The following is a 15630-nucleotide window of genomic DNA, read 5'->3' as shown; positions in this document are numbered from 1 at the left end:
GGGAAAATGGAGGCGGCGGATGGATGACGGGCTGATCGACACGTTGCAATCGACCATCGACACCGCCTGGGAAAAGACCGGTCTTGGCGCGGCGGTCCGGGTCAGGACTGCACGTCAGGACGATGGATCGCCGCATGTCGAAATCCGTCGTGGCCTCTACGAGATCGTCATTACCGAACGCGGGCAGGAGACGCAGCGGATGTCAGGTCTTTCACTACCGGATGCGGCACGCTGGTTTTTATCCGGCATGGCGTTCGGCCATGCCTGCGCCTCTGAACTGAAGGACAGACGTGCGCCCGAAAACGCCCCTCCGCTGGATTACGGCCTGAAGGATGACGGCTATTCGCGCTGGAACTGGATGGCCCCCGCCATCGCCACCATGCACCGCATTTCGCCGGAGCTGGGCGCCTTCATGGAACAGCATTATGCCGAGGTGCTGCGCCATGCGCCGCTCAACGCATCTGAAAAACGCAATGCCCGTTATCCCTTGCTGCCGTTTGCGGCGTGACGGCGATGGGTGAAAGGGCCTCAGCCGGATCGTTGAGGCCCAGGCGAGAGATATGCGGCGATTACGCCTCGCGGTACTTGGCGATATCGGCGTCAGTGATCTGACGGATCACGCGGGCGGGGTTTCCACCGACCAGTGACATGGGCGGCACATCGCGGATGACGATGGCGCCGGCAGCCACGACGCTGCCACGGCCGACCGTGACGCCGGGAAGGATCTGCGCGCCGGCGCCAATCCAGACGTCGTCTTCAATCGTCACCGGGAAGGCATATTCCAGCCCCTTGTTGCGGCGTTCTATGTCCAGCGGATGCCCGGCGCAGCAGATGTGCACATTCGGTGCGATGAAGACATTGCTGCCGATCTTTACTCTGGCGCCATCGAGAATGACCAGATTGACGTTGGCGTAGAAGTTCTCGCCGATTTCGATGTTGAAGCCGTAATCGCAGTTGAACGGCGCCTCGATCAGAAACTCCTTGCCGGTCTTGCCGAACAGGGAACGGATGATCTCGCGGCGCTTTTCGCTCTGGCTGGGCGGCGTGGTGTTGAAGGCAAACAGCGCCTCCTTGGCGGCATCGCGTTGACGCTTCAGCTCGGGATCGTAGTTCGCATCGTAGAGCAGGCCGGCGGCCGCCTTTTCCATTTCGTTCATGGGGTATCCTTTCGATGTCTGTGGCAGGCCCGTGAGGCTGTGGGATTGTGGGAGGGGCCAGCAGGATGGTCAGGTTACGCCGATCAGGCTGGCGTTCTCGATGTTTCCTCGGCGTTTGCTGCAACCCTTGGCCGCACGGCGGGGGCGGCGGCAATGGCGCAGAACAGCAGCGTCAGCACCACCAGCATGGCGTTGCGCAGGCCATAATGTTCGCCGATCAGTCCGAGCAGCGGCGGCCCGACGAGGAAGGCGACATATCCGCCGATCGTCACGATCTTGACCCGCTCTGCGGAGTTAACGCCGGAGTCACCGGCAGCCGAAATGGCAACCGGAAAGCCGAGCGAGGCGCCAAGCCCCCACAACAGCACGGATGCGCCGGCCAGAACCGGGTGATGCGAGAAGATCACCCCGGCAAGCCCGAGCGCACCGAAGATCGCGCTGGTGCGAATGACGGCGGACCGGCCGAAACGCTCCAGAAAATACCCGCCGGAGAAGCGCCCGATGGTCATGGCTGTGGCAAACACCAGGAAGATCAGCGAACCCGTGGTTTTGGAAAAATCATGCTCGTCGACCATCAGGATCGGCAGCCAGTCATTGGCTGCACCTTCGGCCAGCGCCGTGGCAAGAACGATCAGGGCAATGGCAAGCAGGCGCGGGTCGCGCCACGGGGCATCTTCGCTGTCGCCTCTCACCTCGCTGGTCTGCGCTGCATCGTTGCGCGCTGTTCCCTCGGGGATATGACGGATGAAATAGAGCGTCGATGGTGCGATGAGAACGACCACGGCAGCCAGATGCGCCTCGACCGGCACGGCCAGCGCATTGGCGGCGAAACCGGCCAGCGCCCCCAGCACCGTGCCGAAGCTGAAACAGCCGTGCAGCGCATGCATCAACGGCTTTCCCGAGGCGCGTTCGACCATGGCGCCATCGATGTTGACGGCAATTTCCGCAAACCCCATGCCGAGGCCGAACGATCCAAGCCCCAGTGCCACAATGGCGGCCTGTCCGGTCAGCGTGCCGGTTGCCATCAGCGCCACACCCGTTGCCACTGCCCATGTTCCGGCGTGGATCACCGTTTTGGTGCCGAACCTGCCGACGGCGAAACCGGAAAACAGGATGCCGGTCATGGAGCCGACCGAGAGACCGAGAAGGACGAGCCCCATCTCGGCAATCGAGGCATCGATACGATCGCGAATGGCGGGGGTGCGGGTGACCCAGGAGGCCATGGCAATGCCGGGAAGGAAAAAGAACGCGAAGAGAGCGAGGCGTCGTTGCTGGAGCGAGGGCATGGTATCTCTTGGTCTGGGAAAGGAATTGTTGATATATGTACGATAGTACACAACGTCAATCTACCTGAAAAGCGACGATCATGACCAAAATTTCCCCGCCCAGAAGCCGCCGGGCCGCCAACGACCCGGAAAGGCGTGATAAAATCATCGCCGCAGCCCGCCAAACCATTGCGCGGCTTGGCGTTGCCGACACCACGCATCGGCGCATTGCGGAAACCGCCGGTCTGCCGCTCGGTTCACTGACCTATTATTTTTCAGGTCTCGACGAGATCATCGCCGCCGCCTTCGAGCAGTTGGCAGAGGAGGTCTCCGGCCGTTTCCTTGCCGTCATGGCGGCTGCGGAAAACCGCGAGGCGGCGCGCGAGGCGCTGGTTTCCTATCTCTGCGACGATGCGCCGGACAAATCCGACGACATGATCGTCATCTACGAACTCTACGCCTATGCCTCACGCCGGACGCTTCTGAAAACCATCATGCTGAACTGGATGGCCGCCAGCCGTCGTGCACTGGAGCAGCATTTCACGCCGGAAGAGGCGAGGGCGCTCGACGCCATGATCGAAGGCATCACCATCCACAACGCCACCAACCCCAAACTGCTCGACCGCGCCGATATCGCCCGGATCGTGGAGACGCTGACGCGCTGATTTCCGGGGTGTGCGGAGCCCGAACTGGCTGGTTATTCGGGCCGGAGGGAGGCTTGCCGCGCGAAAAAGTCCTGCGCTTTCCACTGCGCCAACCACGCTCATAAAGATTTTCCATTGACAACGCACATTATATCCATAAATCTGGATATATGGAAAACTCAACAGCAATAGCGGCGCTTGCCGCGCTCGCCCAAACCACCAGGCTCGATACGTTCCGGCTGCTCGTGCGGCACGAGCCGGAGGGCGTTCCGGCAGGTGAACTTGCCCGGCTTCTCGATGTGCCGCAGAACACGATGTCGGCGCATCTTGCCACCTTGTCGCGTGCCGGTCTGGTGAAAAGCGAACGCCAGAGCCGATCGATCATCTATCGGGCCGATCTCGATGGCTTGCGTGATCTGACTTTGTTTCTGCTGAAGGACTGCTGCGGCGGTTCGACCGAACTCTGCGCGCCGCTGATCGCGGAGCTGACGCCCTGCTGCGCGCCGGGTGCTGCCAACCGTCAACAACCCTCATGACGCTCCATCACGCTCCGGCGTAACCACGGACACACGACCATGACAGACAGGATCTACAACGTGCTCTTCCTGTGCACGGGCAATTCCGCACGCTCCATTCTCGCCGAAGCCATTCTCAACAAGGAAGGGGCGGGACGCTTCAGGGCCTATTCGGCCGGCGGCCAGCCCAAAGGCGGCGTGAACCCGCACGCGCTTCAGGAGCTGAACGTGCTTGGTTACGACGCAACCGGTTTCTCATCGAAAAGCTGGGACGTTTTCTCGGGGCCGGATGCCCCGGAGATGGATTTCATTTTCACGGTCTGCGACAGCGCCGCAGGTGAGGCCTGTCCGGTTTGGATCGGTCATCCGATGACGGCACATTGGGGTATCGAAGATCCGGCGGCGGTGGAAGGTTCCGAGGTCGAGATCCAGCGCGCTTTTGCACAGGCGGCCCGCTTCCTCAAAAACCGCATTACTGCCTTTATAAATCTGCCCATCGCCTCCATCGATCGCATGGCGCTTGAACAGCATGTTCGCCAGATCGGTTCGCTTGACGGTGCTTCCGTCAAATCCACCGGGGATGCGTGATATGTCCGCGTTCGAACGCTACCTGACCGTCTGGGTCTTCCTCTGTATCGCCGTCGGCGTTGCACTCGGTCATATCATGCCGGGCTTCTTCCACGTCATCGCAGCGGCAGAGATTGCCAGCGTCAACATCCCTGTCGCCATTCTGATCTGGCTGATGATTATCCCGATGCTGCTCAAGATCGATTTCCGGTCGTTGACGCAGGTAGGGTCGTACTGGCGCGGAATTGGCGTGACCCTGTTTATCAACTGGGCCGTGAAGCCGTTTTCGATGGCGCTGCTCGGCTGGCTTTTCATCGGCTGGCTGTTCCGTCCCTATCTGCCTGCCGAACAGATAGACTCCTACATTGCAGGGCTGATCATTCTCGCGGCAGCGCCGTGCACCGCCATGGTTTTCGTCTGGAGCAATCTGACACGGGGCGAACCTCTGTTCACGCTTTCGCAGGTCGCGTTGAACGACGCGATCATGGTCGTTGCCTTCGCGCCGATCGTCGGGCTTCTGCTTGGTCTTTCGGCGATCACCGTGCCGTGGGCGACACTTTCGCTTTCGGTTGCGCTTTACATCGTCGTGCCCGTCATCATTGCGCAGGTCGTGCGCCGCCACCTGACGGCGGATGGAACGACCGGTGCGCTCGACAGCCTGCTTTCGAGACTTCAGCCGATGTCTCTTGTGGCATTGCTCGCGACGCTGGTGCTGCTCTTTGCATTCCAGGGTGAAGAGATCATCGCGCAGCCGGGCATAATCGCTTTGCTCGCGGTTCCGATCCTCATCCAGGTCTATCTCAACTCCGGTCTTGCCTATCTCCTGAACCGGATGACGGGGGAACGCCATTGCATCGCCGGACCTTCGGCATTGATCGGCGCCAGCAACTTCTTCGAACTGGCGGTCGCCGCCGCCATCAGTCTGTTCGGGTTTCAGTCGGGCGCGGCGCTGGCAACGGTTGTCGGCGTGCTGATCGAGGTTCCGGTCATGCTCTCGGTCGTATGGATCGTGAACCGCTCGAAGGACTGGTACGAGGCTTCCCCCGCCGTTTCCCGAACCATCGTCACTGAAAGGACCTGAACGTGGACGTCACGATCTATCATAGCCCGGCCTGCGGCACGTCGCGCAATACGCTCGAACTTATCCGTCACGCCGGCATCGAACCGACGGTGATCGAATATCTGAAGAACCCACCGAGCCGCGAGCAGCTTGTGCGGATGATTGCCAGTGCCGGCCTCACGGTACGGCAGGCGATGCGCGAAAAGGGCACACCCTATGCGGAACTCGGCCTGGACAATCCGGAACTGAGCGACGCGCAGTTGCTGGATGCGATGCTGGAAACGCCGATCCTGATCAATCGTCCGTTTGTCATGACCCCGATGGGCACACGTTTATCCCGTCCGTCCGAAGTCGTTCTCGATATTCTTCCTGCCGATGCTTTCAAGGGGCCGTTTACCAAGGAGGATGGCGAACAGCTTCTCAACGACGAAGGAAAGCGCCTTGTCTGATCATCTTCCGGCGCTTGCGAGCGAACATCTTCACGCCATCGATCACGATGCCCTGCGCCCGGCATTCTCGCGCCACAAGCCACGCATCCTGATCCTTTACGGATCGCTGCGTGAGGTGTCCTACAGCCGCCTGCTTGCCTTTGAAGTGAAACGCCTGCTGGAGAAAATGGGGTGCGACATCAGGGTGTTCGACCCGAAGGGATTGCCGCTTCCGGATGAAGAACCCGCAAGTCACCCCAAGGTGCAGGAGCTGCGTGAACTCTCGCAATGGTCGGAGGGGCAGGTCTGGATCAGCCCGGAGCGCCATGGAGCAATGACGGGGATCATGAAGTCGCAGATCGACTGGATACCGCTTTCCGTTGGCTCCGTACGCCCGACGCAGGGCAAGACCCTTGCGGTGATGGAGGTTTCCGGCGGCAGCCAGTCGTTCAACGCGGTCAACCAGATGCGTATCCTCGGCCGCTGGATGCGGATGATCACCATCCCCAATCAGTCGTCGGTCGCCCGGGCGTATCAGGAATTCGATGCGGATGGCCGGATGAAGCCATCTTCCTATTACGACCGCGTCGTCGATGTCTGCGAGGAGCTGGTCAAGTTCACCATTCTGACGCGCGATGCGTCGGCCTACCTCACCGATCGTTACAGCGAGCGAAAGGAAGAGTCGGCCGAACTGGAAAAGCGGGTGTCGCTGACATCGATCTGACCGGCCGCATCATGGCCTTGGGCCGTAAGGGATTAAGGGATCAGGTGCCGGTTGCGGCGGCAGTTTCGACCGTTTCCAGCCTGAACCCTTCATCGATCCAGCCGGTGATGCCGCCAGCCATGATCTTGACCGGGCGGTCCAGCCCGGCAAGGCGCAGCGCGCCGCGGGCCGCGCCGTTGCAATGCGGGCCGGCGCAATAGGTGACGAAGATAGTTTCTTCCGGCCATTCGCTCATCTTCGAGCGGACGATCTTGCCGTGCGGCAGGTTGATGGCGCCCGGCACATGGCCTCTGGCGAACAGGGCGGGGCTGCGCACATCGATGAGCACGAAATCCGCACCCTTTTCGAGCGCGTCGTGCACATCCCAGCAATCGGTTTCGAAGGTGAATTCGGCGGCAAAATGCTCGCGGGCCAGTGCGCTTGGGGCAGGCGGAACGGCGGTTACGGCTGTGGTCATGTCGATCTCCTTTGCCCTTCCGGTCTATCCCTTGGAGCCGTGCTTGCAATTGGCGCAAATGACAATATACGTAAAGATCATGCCAAACCTCACCGGACCCCTCGTTGTCGGCCTTCTTTACGATGGTCTCTGCACCTTCGAATTCGGCATCGTTGCCGAAATCTTCGGCCTCTCACGGCCCGAAATGGGCGAGACCTGGTATCGCTTTGCCAGTTGCGCGGTGGATGAGGGGCCGATGCGTGCTCATGGCGGTTTTTCGATTGTTGCCGATCACGGGCCTGAAATTCTCGAAGAGGCCGATATCATCGTCGTTCCCGGCTGGAAGGGCAGCGACATTGCCGTTCCGGAAACACTGTGCCGTCAGCTTCGGGCCGCACACAGCCGTGGCGCACGGATCGCCTCGATCTGCTCCGGCGCCTTCGTTCTGGCCGCAACCGGCCTTCTCTCCGGCGGCACGGCGACAACGCACTGGCGTTACGCCGACAAGCTGCGCCAGCTTTATCCCGATATCGAGGTCGACGATGCCTCGCTCTACCGTGCCCATGATCGCATCTACACCTCCGCCGGCAGTGCGGCGGGCATCGATCTTCTGATCGAGATCGTCAGGCAGGATTTCGGGGCAGGGGCCGCCAACTCCGTGGCGCGACGCCTTGTCATGCCCGCGCACCGCACGGGCGGACAGGCGCAGTTTCTCGAACGGCCGGTCTCGGCCCGCGAAGGCCTCGAAATTGCCCCGCTGCTCGACCGCATCCGTGCCGATCTGGCACGGGAATGGAGCGTCAGGCAGATGGCCGAGGCAACGCACATGAGCACCCGCACCTTTCTGCGCCGCTTTTCAGAAGCCACCGGCCAGACGCCGGGAGACTGGCTGGCGGACGAGCGCATCAACGAAGCCAAACGGCTGCTCTGTCAGGGCAATGCCAGAATGGAAACGGTGGCCATGACCGCAGGCTTCGGAAGCTCCCACACCCTGCGCCACCACTTCCGAAAAAAAGTCGGCATCAGCCCGGTGGAATATCGAACCCGCTTCATGCGGGAGACGGCGGACAGGACGGGAACTGAAAAACGGCGCGATTGACCGTAGAGAGGATTGTCGCAAGCCTCATATCCAACACTTTTCGCAATCCTTATGTCTGAAGACACTACGAAAACTCCTGCATTACGGGCAATCAATGAAGGATCGAGCTCTTATCGTTTTCATGTGCGTTTTGACGGGATGCGTGTGGGCAGGAATACTGCACGTCGTGATCATTCCAATATGGGAAGTGAACTCAAATATCAGCAGATGCTTTGACGATTATGCTCCTGATTACATTCACGATGATGCGGCGCGAGCTGCAGCTTGCGATTGAGCGGTCAACCCGGAATGTGGAAAATGCGGGCCTCTGCCACGTTTCGGCACAAGACCTTCCTCCCAACGTCCATGTGATCTATAGGACATTCTACGGCGTATCAGCCTGACCCACCGACGGCATGCCGCAGAGCGTGACTGTTCCAGAAGCCGACTTGCGGATTTCCAGCATGACTATTTCTGGGTGGGGGATCACAATGATGACTGTCGAGAAGGAAGCCATTGGGCAAGGAGCGCCGAAATGCCTGAGGGTTATGATTACACCATGGAATTTTCCGACCTTGAAACCAGCGTCGACTGGGACTGTCAGACCTGCGGTGCCTGCTGTTCCTATTCGTCGGAATGGCCGCGTTTCACCATGGAAAGCGATGAGGCGCTGGATCGGATTCCGGCAAAGTTCGTCTCCGACGACGCGCGGGGCATGCGTTGCGATGGCGAACGGTGTACGGCGCTGTCAGGCGAAATAGGCAAGGGCACCGCGTGCATGGTCTATGACGTCCGCCCGGATGTCTGTCGCGCCTGCCTGCCGGGAGATCCCGAATGCATAATGGCCCGCGCCGCTCATGGCATGGAAACAGGCATCTGAGCAGAAGCCTTGTCGCGCGGCCTTGCAAAAGCTCCGAAAAAATGGCGCTCTGGCCGAAACCGGTTCGATCTCTGGAGATGAAGCATGTTCACCCACATCATGATTGGCAGCAACGATCTGGAGCAGGCCAGACGCTTTTACGACGCCACCTTCGCGGCACTCGGCGGCAAGCCCGGCGAGATGGATGCGCGCGGAAGGCTGATCTATGTCCATGAGGGCGGACGCCTGATGGTCACCACCCCAATCGACGGCAACCCGGCAACTGCGGCCAACGGCGGAACAATCGGCATTGCCGCCGAAAGCCCCGACCATGTTCTGGCATGGCACGCCGCAGGCACCGCCAACGGCGGAAAATCAATCGAAACCCCACCCTCGGAACGCCCAAACGGCGCATTCGTCGCCTATCTCCGCGACCCCGACGGAAACAAACTGACCGCACGGTCCCAGCCGACAAAATGATGTGGGCGCCTGCCTGACCGATCAATGATCTGGAGTGTAGAAGGCCGGCCGGTTCTCAAGTCGTGGTGTCGACATCCCCCACTTGCCTAAAATGAGATTAAAAATGGCGTGTGGTGTTTGAGGGGATTGTCAATGAGTTGGCCTAATCTGTCTGCACGTCAAAGATGTGAATTGGTACTTTCTACTCTATGGAACCTCTGTTCGGCCTCGACCAGCAAACCATGTTCAAGCTGAATGCGTTGCTGCTGATCGTGTTCGCTGCGGCCTTTTCCTTTGCAGGGCTTTGGCAGAAGGATCGGCGTTACTGGGCTTATCTCGTCGCATCCAATGTTGTTTTCGCCGTCGCTTTCGTTCTGTTCTCGCGCCAGATCAATGGCACGCCGGGCGATCTGATCTTGCCGAATGGTCTGCTCGTCATCGGTCTTGGCCTGCGATGGCGGGCGATCAGGAGCTTTTTCGGGCATGCCTCGTCGTCGGTCTGGTTTCTGTCCCTCAGCGTCTTCATTGCGCTGGCGCTGTTGTTTTCACCGGTTCTTGGCAAGGGCCTGATCTTCGGCCTGACGAACGCCATCGTTGCCGCGCAGATCGTGGCGATCATGGTGTCGCTGGCGCGGGAGCGCGAGCAACTGCCGTCCCGCTGGGGTCTGGTGTTCGCCTATGGCGCCGTTGCGGCCTCTTCGGCGCTGCGCGTGCTGCAGGGGCTGCTTCTCGACCGTGGCATGGACAACCTGCTGCCCGCCGATATCTTCCTCGATCTCAACCTCATCGCCGCCGCCATCCACATCAGCGCGAGCGGGGCTTTTTCGCTGTCTCTGGCTTATGAGCGCAGCGTCGCCGGGCTGCGGGAGACGGCGCTTCGCGATCCCCTGACCGGTCTCTACAATCGCCTGAGCATCGAGGCCCTGCCTGAAATCGTCAGGCAGCGCCAGACGCAGGACGAGACGGCGCTGGTGCTGCTCGACATCGATCACTTCAAAAGCGTCAACGATACCCATGGCCACGCGGCGGGCGACGAGGCAATCAGGCGCTGCGCGGATCTGCTGCGCGAGACATTTCACGAGCAGGATTTCATCGCCCGCATCGGCGGCGAGGAATTCGTTGTTCTGCTGCCGGGAAAAACTATCGAGGAGGCCTCCCTGCTGGCGGAAAAACTTCGCCGGAAAATGGAGGCGAGGCCGCTTGTGTTCAAAGGCGAGGATATTGCGCTGACCGCGAGCTTCGGTATCGCAGCCTGTCGCGGCGCGGTGGATGCGACAACGTTTCCGCACCTGCTGGAAAAAGCCGATGTCTGTCTCTACCGGGCGAAAATGAATGGCCGCAACCGCATCGAGGTCGAGGTCGAGATTGCGGCCGACATCGAGGCCGAGATTGACGGATGGGCCAGTGCAAAGCCTGTTCTGTCGTCGGTGACGCGACCTCCTGCCGTGCAAGGGGCTGGATAAGCCCGCGCCAGCGCCGCGAGGGAGCGAGGTGAGAACGCACCTTACGCTACGGCAGTGCGTTCCCCATACGTTATCTAGCAGTGGGTCATCTGGCAGGCAGGCTGGTTACAGACCGGCCTCGGCCATCCACAACTCGGCGTCCGCGCCTGCGGCAATGCGCAGCGGGGCGGAAGAGTTGGTGGCGGCGTGCCAGATTGCTTCGGCAACATCGGGTGCGTGGGTGACGGGGCCCTTGTCTTCCTGAACGTTTTTGATGAACTGCTGCAGAAGCGGCGCGTAGTCGGTGTCATCCATGCCGCGCAGGTGCGGGCGTGCGCTGCTGCCGAAGCTTGTTTCGGGCGAGCGGCCGGGCAGCACGATATGCACACGAACGCCCAGCGGCTGCATTTCGATTGCCAGCGACTCGCTGAACGCATTCACCGCCGCCTTGGCGGCGCGGTAAACCCCGACCACCGGCATCGGTTTTACCGTGACCGTGGAGGTGACGTTGATGATGACGCCGGCGCGGCGCGCCCGCATTTGCGGGGCAACGGCCTGGATCATCGCCAGGGTTCCGATGGTGTTGGTCTGGAACAGTGCCTGCACGGTTTCCGGCGCGGTCAGTTCCACCGGGGAGGGTGCGCCAAACCCGGCATTGTTGACGAGAACGTCAATCTCGCCTGCCGCCGCGACCGCCGCTGAAATGCTGTTCTGATCGGTGACATCGAGGGCCAGTATGCGCAGGCGCTCCGATTGCGGCAGCACATCCGGGTTGGGTGTCCGCATTGTCGCAACCACATCCCAGCCTCTTTCGAGGAACAGTTTTGCGGTTTCGAGGCCGAAGCCTGAGGAACAACCGGTAATCAAGATCGTGGGCATGACTTTCTCCTTGGGTGACAGTTTCCAAGGGTAGTGACGGGAAGCGAGACTTTGTATAGGCTGAAGTCCTCATTTCTTTAGCGATAGTCCTTGTTATGACCGTAGATCCCCTTGCTGAAATCGTCACGCTTCTGCAGCCCGCCGCGCGGCTGTCGAAACTGGTGGAATGCGGCGGCGCGTGGCGCATCCACCGGGAGGCGACCGGCGAACCCTTTTATTGCGCTATCCTTGAAGGAAGCTGCCGGGTGACCTTTGACGGGCATCAGGTGCTGACGCTGCAGGCCGGAGACTTCATTCTTGCACCCGCCATGCGTGACCTTGTCAACGAGAGCATCGATGCCGCACCCGATCTTCCGGCCATGCTGCCGGTCAGGATCAATGACGGGCATTTTCGCGTCGGCTCGCAGCACGGTCCGGCCAGTCTGCGCATGCGCATCGGCCATTGCAGCTTCGGTGCGCCTGACACAGCGCTGCTCGTTTCGCTTTTGCCGGAGGTGGTTGTGGTGCGTGACAAACCCCGGCTTGCCACGCTGATGCAACTGATCGATGAAGAAACGCGCGAGCGGCGCGCGGCCCGCGAGCTAGTTCTGGAACGGTTGATCGAGGTGCTGCTGATCGAGGCGCTGCGCTCCGGCACGGAAACCGGCGCTGCGCCGGGGTTGAGCCGGGGGCTGGGGGATGAGCGTCTGGCGGGTGCGCTGCGCGCCATGCATGCCCGGCCAGAACAGGCCTGGACCGTGGTTGATCTCGCCCATGAGGCGGCGCTGTCGCGTTCGGCCTTCTTTGCACGTTTCAGCCGCGTTGTCGGCGTTCCGCCGATGGAATATCTGCTGGTCTGGCGCATGGCGCTGGCAAAGCAGTTGCTGCGCAATAGCAGGCTGGGGATCGAGGACGTGGCCGAGCGGGTAGGGTATGGTTCTGCCAGCACCTTCAGCGTGGCTTTCGCCCGCCATGCCGGTGTGCCCCCGGCGCGATATGCGCGTATGGCCGCGTAGGATCGGCCGCCTAGAAGGGCCGCGTAGAATGGGCCGTGTTTGGCCTTGCCGGGCGGGCCAAAATTTCGGAAGACATGGCGTCCTGATAAGGACAGAACCATTTCCTCCAGCCGGAGTTCGTCGTGAAAATTGCCTGCCTGCATACTGCCGAAAGCAATGTCGCCGTTTTTGAAAGCGCTGCAAGGGAGCTCGATCTCCCGGCAGGCGCTCTTTTGCATGAGGTGCGTGTGGATCTTCTGGCTGCGGCTGAAATGGCCGGAGGGCTCAACGCCGACATTGCGCGTGCGGTGCCATCGCGCAGCGCGTGTGTCTGGTTGCCCGCTGCAAATATTTCGCTGAACCCTGCCGTCTCCAGGGAACTTCAACGCCGTCTGATCTGTTTCTTGTCGCCTGATTTTTGGAGCCACAAGATGGATCAGATTACCTTGAAACCCCACTCCGCCCAACGTCGTCGCCAGGCCCGTCTGGCAAAAGGCTACAGTTATGAAGACCTTGCCATTGCCACCGGTCTGACTGTTGCCGAAATCGCCGCCGCTGAAGAGGCCGACGAGGCGGCGCCCGTCAAATATCTTGAGAGGATCGAGCACGCGCTGTTCTGAAGCATATGGCGCCCCTCCCGAACGGAGACGACCATTTGAAGACCAGCCCGCCATTCGAGACACCCGATGGACGCTACATCGTCGTGCGGGGCAGGCTGTGGCGCAAATCCAACCCGCGCCTGCCGCCGGAGCGCCTGACGTTGCTGGTATCGGAGCTGATGTCGGCGCGCAGGGCGGTCAGGCAGGCCGGGGCGGATGACGGCAGGCTTCGCCATGCGCGAGACGCGCTCAATGCAGCCAAGATTGCACTCGGTGAACGCGGGCCGGTTTGGTGGTCGGATGGCGCACCGGATTTCAACCGACATCTGGTGACATCCACGCCCTATGCCGACTGGTATCATGCGCGCAGCGCCGGCGATGCTGCCAACGACACAGATAGCGATGCGGGATGAGAGGAGAAAGATTTGAGCGACTTCGAGCTTTATTATTGGCCCGTTCCGTTTCGCGGCCAGTTCATCCGGGCCATTCTGGCCTATGGCGGCCAGAGCTGGGACGAGCACGACGCCGATGATATCGGAGTGATCATGGCTCTCGATGCCGCACAGCAACCGGTCGCCTTCATGGGCCCGCCGGTGCTGATCGATCGAAAGCGTGATTTTGCCATCTCGCAGATGCCGGCGATTGCTCTTTATCTCGGAGAACGGCTCGGACTTTTGCCCGATACGGCCGAGGGCAGGGCGTTAAGCGTGAAGATCGTCAACGACGCCAACGATGTGATCGATGAGCTGACCCTCGACGGTGGCCGCGAGATGTGGACGTCGGACAAGTGGGACGCGTTTGTGCCGCGACTTGAAGCGTGGATCAGGATTTTCGAGGCGACCGGCGTGCGACACGGGCTGCAGGGCGGGTCCGGGTTCATGCTCGGCACGGAGAAGCCCGGCATGGCCGATATCGTCACCTCCATTCTCTTCACAACGATGGCGGATCGTTTCCCGGCCATCAAGGCGGTGATCGTCAGGACGTCTCCGTTGATCTGGGGGCTTGCCGAGCGCATGCAGGCGACACCGGCACTCTCTGCGCTGAACCGCAAGAGCTTCGAGGATTACGGGGATTCCTATTGTGGCGGACAGATCGAAAAATCGCTGAGAAAGGTCGCGGGTTAAATCCACGCGGGCCTTCAGGGCATCACAAAATCATTGACCTCGCGGGCTGCAAATCCCATCTAAAGGCCATGCCAAAGAACGCAAAGAACGATATCGAGCTGATCAGAACGTGGACGCTGTCGACTGCGGCGACGCTTGGTTCGTCGGTGCGGGCCAAGGGCATCCTGCAGGAAATGCAGGCAAGGCTGCCCGCCGCCATCAAGAAGCTGCTGGTTCTCGAAGGGCGCGAGCTGACGCTTGCGATGCCCGCCAATGACAAGGCCGTCTTCAATGCCGCCGTCGCCGTTATCTCCAGGGCGATGGATGAGGTTGAGACCCTGCCGGTCATTCCGCGCGAGATCCAGGATATTCTGACCATCAAGACCAGCGAACGCCACAGGTGGCTTGCAGACGGGCGCCTGCCGAGTGCCGGAACGCGCACCGTTCGGCTGAACGGACGCGCCCGTCGCATCACCTTCCACGTTTTCGACCCCAAGGTGGTGGAAGACCTTCTTGACCGGGGCGCGGTTGATGAATGGCGTGTTGAAGATGCCGAAGCCAAGGCCGAAAAGAGACGCCGTGCCGCCTATCAGGCGAAACTGACACGGTCTCTGAAAAAGGCTGAGAAGACCGCGAAAAAGCCGAAAAATGATCCCGACAATCCGGCTGCGGAGCTTCGCGGCTGGGCCGAATTCGACGTCGACGGATTTCTTCGCTAACCGTCAGCCAGCTTTCATATCCCGGTCGTCGAACTGGATTATCAGGCTGGACCGTGGCGGAGCTTGCTGTAAGCTCCGCATCGCTTTTACTTCGCATGACCAGGTGTAATTCCATGAAGATCCATTTCTCCCCCGAACTGACCGTCTGTGGCATTGATGAGCTGACATCGCACAGCGCCAGAAACGTTACCCATGTGCTGTCCATCATCGATCCGGACCGTCCGGCCCTGACCGAATTCTCCGGCTATGGCGATCACAGCCGCACGACGCTGCGCTTCCATGACATCATTGCCGAGCAGAACGGCCACATCCTGCCTACGCAACAGCATGTGGAAGAAATCCTGGCATTCGGCCAGTCGTTCCTGGACAGTCGGGACGATGAGACCGCCGCGCATATTCTCGTGCATTGCCATATGGGCGTTTCGCGCTCCACGGCGGCGATGATGACGCTGATGGCGCAGGCCAATCCGGATGAGACGGCGCAGGCGCTGTTCCTGAAACTGGTGGAAATCCGCCCGCAGGCGTGGCCGAACTCCCGCATGATCGCCTTTGCCGACGAACAGCTTGGCCGCAAGGGTGAATTGAGCGAGCAGTTGAAACGCCATTATGGACGCCAGCTCAAGGCCCAACCGCAGTTCAGAGACTGGATGGCCTCGCTTGGTCGCGGCGCCGAAGTCGAGATGGCTGTCGAGGCGTAATTGCCTTGACCTCTGTTGCTGTGA

General features: G+C 60.7%; 21 protein-coding genes and 1 pseudogene. 18 read left to right on the top strand and 4 right to left on the bottom strand.

What is annotated here, in order from left to right:
- Positions 1-19 precede the first annotated feature (19 nt).
- On the top strand, positions 20-508 hold the full coding sequence (locus tag FY156_07165) for a hypothetical protein (GenBank protein ID UXS01277.1): 489 nt from the start codon (positions 20-22) through the stop codon (positions 506-508).
- 61 nt (positions 509-569) lie between these two features.
- On the opposite strand, the gene FY156_07160 is transcribed toward FY156_07165, so the two are convergent.
- Positions 570-1157, bottom strand: coding sequence for a sugar O-acetyltransferase (locus tag FY156_07160; protein UXS01276.1), 588 nt, complete (start codon positions 1155-1157; stop codon positions 570-572).
- 83 nt (positions 1158-1240) lie between these two features.
- Entirely contained in the window at positions 1241-2443 is a 1203-nt protein-coding gene (locus FY156_07155; GenBank protein ID UXS01275.1) for an MFS transporter, read from the bottom strand.
- A gap of 80 nt (positions 2444-2523) precedes the next feature.
- On the opposite strand from FY156_07155, the gene FY156_07150 reads away from it, so the two are divergent.
- The 6 genes from FY156_07150 (at position 2524) to arsH (ending at position 6360) form a co-directional block, all read left to right on the top strand.
- Positions 2524-3087 (top strand): TetR family transcriptional regulator, encoded by a 564-nt coding sequence (locus FY156_07150; GenBank protein ID UXS01274.1) that lies wholly within the window; start codon positions 2524-2526, stop codon positions 3085-3087.
- 149 nt (positions 3088-3236) lie between these two features.
- Entirely contained in the window at positions 3237-3602 is a 366-nt protein-coding gene (locus tag FY156_07145) for a helix-turn-helix transcriptional regulator (protein UXS01273.1), read from the top strand.
- Positions 3603-3641: 39 nt separating this feature from the next.
- On the top strand, positions 3642-4169 hold the full coding sequence (locus tag FY156_07140; protein ID UXS01272.1) for an arsenate reductase ArsC: 528 nt from the start codon (positions 3642-3644) through the stop codon (positions 4167-4169).
- A gap of 1 nt (position 4170) precedes the next feature.
- Positions 4171-5229, top strand: a complete 1059-nt coding sequence (gene arsB, locus FY156_07135) for an ACR3 family arsenite efflux transporter (GenBank protein UXS01271.1) — start codon at positions 4171-4173, stop codon at positions 5227-5229.
- Entirely contained in the window at positions 5226-5657 is a 432-nt protein-coding gene (gene arsC, locus FY156_07130) for an arsenate reductase (glutaredoxin) (GenBank protein UXS03060.1), read from the top strand. Before arsB ends, arsC begins: the two co-directional genes overlap by 4 nt.
- Positions 5614-6360: an arsenical resistance protein ArsH gene (arsH, locus tag FY156_07125; protein ID UXS01270.1), complete on the top strand. Its 747-nt coding sequence runs from the start codon at positions 5614-5616 to the stop codon at positions 6358-6360. Before arsC ends, arsH begins: the two co-directional genes overlap by 44 nt.
- A gap of 40 nt (positions 6361-6400) precedes the next feature.
- On the opposite strand, the gene FY156_07120 is transcribed toward arsH, so the two are convergent.
- Entirely contained in the window at positions 6401-6817 is a 417-nt protein-coding gene (locus FY156_07120; protein UXS01269.1) for a rhodanese-like domain-containing protein, read from the bottom strand.
- 79 nt (positions 6818-6896) lie between these two features.
- On the opposite strand from FY156_07120, the gene ftrA reads away from it, so the two are divergent.
- The 4 genes from ftrA (at position 6897) to FY156_07100 (ending at position 10655) form a co-directional block, all read left to right on the top strand.
- The gene (gene ftrA, locus FY156_07115) at positions 6897-7895 is read left to right on the top strand and encodes a transcriptional regulator FtrA (GenBank protein ID UXS03059.1); all 999 of its coding nucleotides are present in this window, start codon (positions 6897-6899) and stop codon (positions 7893-7895) included.
- A gap of 538 nt (positions 7896-8433) precedes the next feature.
- Positions 8434-8754: a YkgJ family cysteine cluster protein gene (locus tag FY156_07110; GenBank protein ID UXS03058.1), complete on the top strand. Its 321-nt coding sequence runs from the start codon at positions 8434-8436 to the stop codon at positions 8752-8754.
- An 84-nt stretch (positions 8755-8838) separates the two neighbouring features.
- Positions 8839-9213: a VOC family protein gene (locus tag FY156_07105; protein ID UXS01268.1), complete on the top strand. Its 375-nt coding sequence runs from the start codon at positions 8839-8841 to the stop codon at positions 9211-9213.
- Positions 9214-9401: 188 nt separating this feature from the next.
- Positions 9402-10655 (top strand): GGDEF domain-containing protein, encoded by a 1254-nt coding sequence (locus tag FY156_07100; protein ID UXS01267.1) that lies wholly within the window; start codon positions 9402-9404, stop codon positions 10653-10655.
- Between the two features lie 105 nt (positions 10656-10760).
- On the opposite strand, the gene FY156_07095 is transcribed toward FY156_07100, so the two are convergent.
- Complete coding sequence (locus tag FY156_07095) at positions 10761-11513, bottom strand: SDR family oxidoreductase (GenBank protein ID UXS01266.1); 753 nt, start codon at positions 11511-11513, stop codon at positions 10761-10763.
- Positions 11514-11608: 95 nt separating this feature from the next.
- Between FY156_07095 and FY156_07090 the strand changes: the two genes are divergently transcribed.
- From FY156_07090 to FY156_07060, 7 genes and pseudogenes are all read left to right on the top strand, one after another.
- A complete protein-coding gene (locus tag FY156_07090; protein UXS01265.1) occupies positions 11609-12508 on the top strand; it encodes an AraC family transcriptional regulator in 900 nt (299 codons plus the stop codon).
- 122 nt (positions 12509-12630) lie between these two features.
- Positions 12631-12786: pseudogene (locus FY156_07085) on the top strand (Asp/Glu racemase).
- Positions 12787-12918: 132 nt separating this feature from the next.
- A complete protein-coding gene (locus FY156_07080) occupies positions 12919-13107 on the top strand; it encodes an XRE family transcriptional regulator (GenBank protein ID UXS03057.1) in 189 nt (62 codons plus the stop codon).
- Positions 13108-13112: 5 nt separating this feature from the next.
- Positions 13113-13499: a hypothetical protein gene (locus FY156_07075; protein UXS01264.1), complete on the top strand. Its 387-nt coding sequence runs from the start codon at positions 13113-13115 to the stop codon at positions 13497-13499.
- A 12-nt stretch (positions 13500-13511) separates the two neighbouring features.
- Positions 13512-14210 (top strand): glutathione S-transferase, encoded by a 699-nt coding sequence (locus FY156_07070; protein UXS01263.1) that lies wholly within the window; start codon positions 13512-13514, stop codon positions 14208-14210.
- A 68-nt stretch (positions 14211-14278) separates the two neighbouring features.
- Positions 14279-14908, top strand: a complete 630-nt coding sequence (locus FY156_07065) for a hypothetical protein (GenBank protein UXS01262.1) — start codon at positions 14279-14281, stop codon at positions 14906-14908.
- 113 nt (positions 14909-15021) lie between these two features.
- Complete coding sequence (locus FY156_07060; GenBank protein ID UXS01261.1) at positions 15022-15606, top strand: protein-tyrosine-phosphatase; 585 nt, start codon at positions 15022-15024, stop codon at positions 15604-15606.
- The last annotated feature ends 24 nt before the right edge of the window (positions 15607-15630 follow it).

Source organism: Agrobacterium tumefaciens (genome assembly GCA_025559845.1).
GTDB lineage: Bacteria > Pseudomonadota > Alphaproteobacteria > Rhizobiales > Rhizobiaceae > Agrobacterium.
Note: the sequence above shows the minus strand (reverse complement) of the source record. Positions and strands in the feature narration are given on the sequence as shown.

Excerpts from the sequence above, each read along its gene's own strand:
- FY156_07065 (UXS01262.1), top strand. The coding sequence starts at position 14,279 with ATGCCAAAGAACGCAAAGAACGATATCGAGCTGATCAGAACGTGGACG.
- FY156_07100 (UXS01267.1), top strand. The coding sequence starts at position 9,402 with ATGGAACCTCTGTTCGGCCTCGACCAGCAAACCATGTTCAAGCTGAAT.
- FY156_07095 (UXS01266.1), bottom strand. The coding sequence starts at position 11,513 with ATGCCCACGATCTTGATTACCGGTTGTTCCTCAGGCTTCGGCCTCGAA.
- FY156_07060 (UXS01261.1), top strand. The coding sequence starts at position 15,022 with ATGAAGATCCATTTCTCCCCCGAACTGACCGTCTGTGGCATTGATGAG.
- FY156_07165 (UXS01277.1), top strand. The coding sequence starts at position 20 with ATGGATGACGGGCTGATCGACACGTTGCAATCGACCATCGACACCGCC.
- FY156_07075 (UXS01264.1), top strand. The coding sequence starts at position 13,113 with ATGGCGCCCCTCCCGAACGGAGACGACCATTTGAAGACCAGCCCGCCA.
- FY156_07160 (UXS01276.1), bottom strand. The coding sequence starts at position 1,157 with ATGAACGAAATGGAAAAGGCGGCCGCCGGCCTGCTCTACGATGCGAAC.
- FY156_07090 (UXS01265.1), top strand. The coding sequence starts at position 11,609 with ATGACCGTAGATCCCCTTGCTGAAATCGTCACGCTTCTGCAGCCCGCC.
- FY156_07080 (UXS03057.1), top strand. The coding sequence starts at position 12,919 with ATGGATCAGATTACCTTGAAACCCCACTCCGCCCAACGTCGTCGCCAG.
- FY156_07155 (UXS01275.1), bottom strand. The coding sequence starts at position 2,443 with ATGCCCTCGCTCCAGCAACGACGCCTCGCTCTCTTCGCGTTCTTTTTC.
- FY156_07140 (UXS01272.1), top strand. The coding sequence starts at position 3,642 with ATGACAGACAGGATCTACAACGTGCTCTTCCTGTGCACGGGCAATTCC.
- arsH (UXS01270.1), top strand. The coding sequence starts at position 5,614 with ATGGCGAACAGCTTCTCAACGACGAAGGAAAGCGCCTTGTCTGATCAT.
- FY156_07120 (UXS01269.1), bottom strand. The coding sequence starts at position 6,817 with ATGACCACAGCCGTAACCGCCGTTCCGCCTGCCCCAAGCGCACTGGCC.
- arsB (UXS01271.1), top strand. The coding sequence starts at position 4,171 with ATGTCCGCGTTCGAACGCTACCTGACCGTCTGGGTCTTCCTCTGTATC.
- FY156_07145 (UXS01273.1), top strand. The coding sequence starts at position 3,237 with ATGGAAAACTCAACAGCAATAGCGGCGCTTGCCGCGCTCGCCCAAACC.
- ftrA (UXS03059.1), top strand. The coding sequence starts at position 6,897 with ATGCCAAACCTCACCGGACCCCTCGTTGTCGGCCTTCTTTACGATGGT.
- FY156_07150 (UXS01274.1), top strand. The coding sequence starts at position 2,524 with ATGACCAAAATTTCCCCGCCCAGAAGCCGCCGGGCCGCCAACGACCCG.
- FY156_07105 (UXS01268.1), top strand. The coding sequence starts at position 8,839 with ATGTTCACCCACATCATGATTGGCAGCAACGATCTGGAGCAGGCCAGA.
- FY156_07110 (UXS03058.1), top strand. The coding sequence starts at position 8,434 with ATGGAATTTTCCGACCTTGAAACCAGCGTCGACTGGGACTGTCAGACC.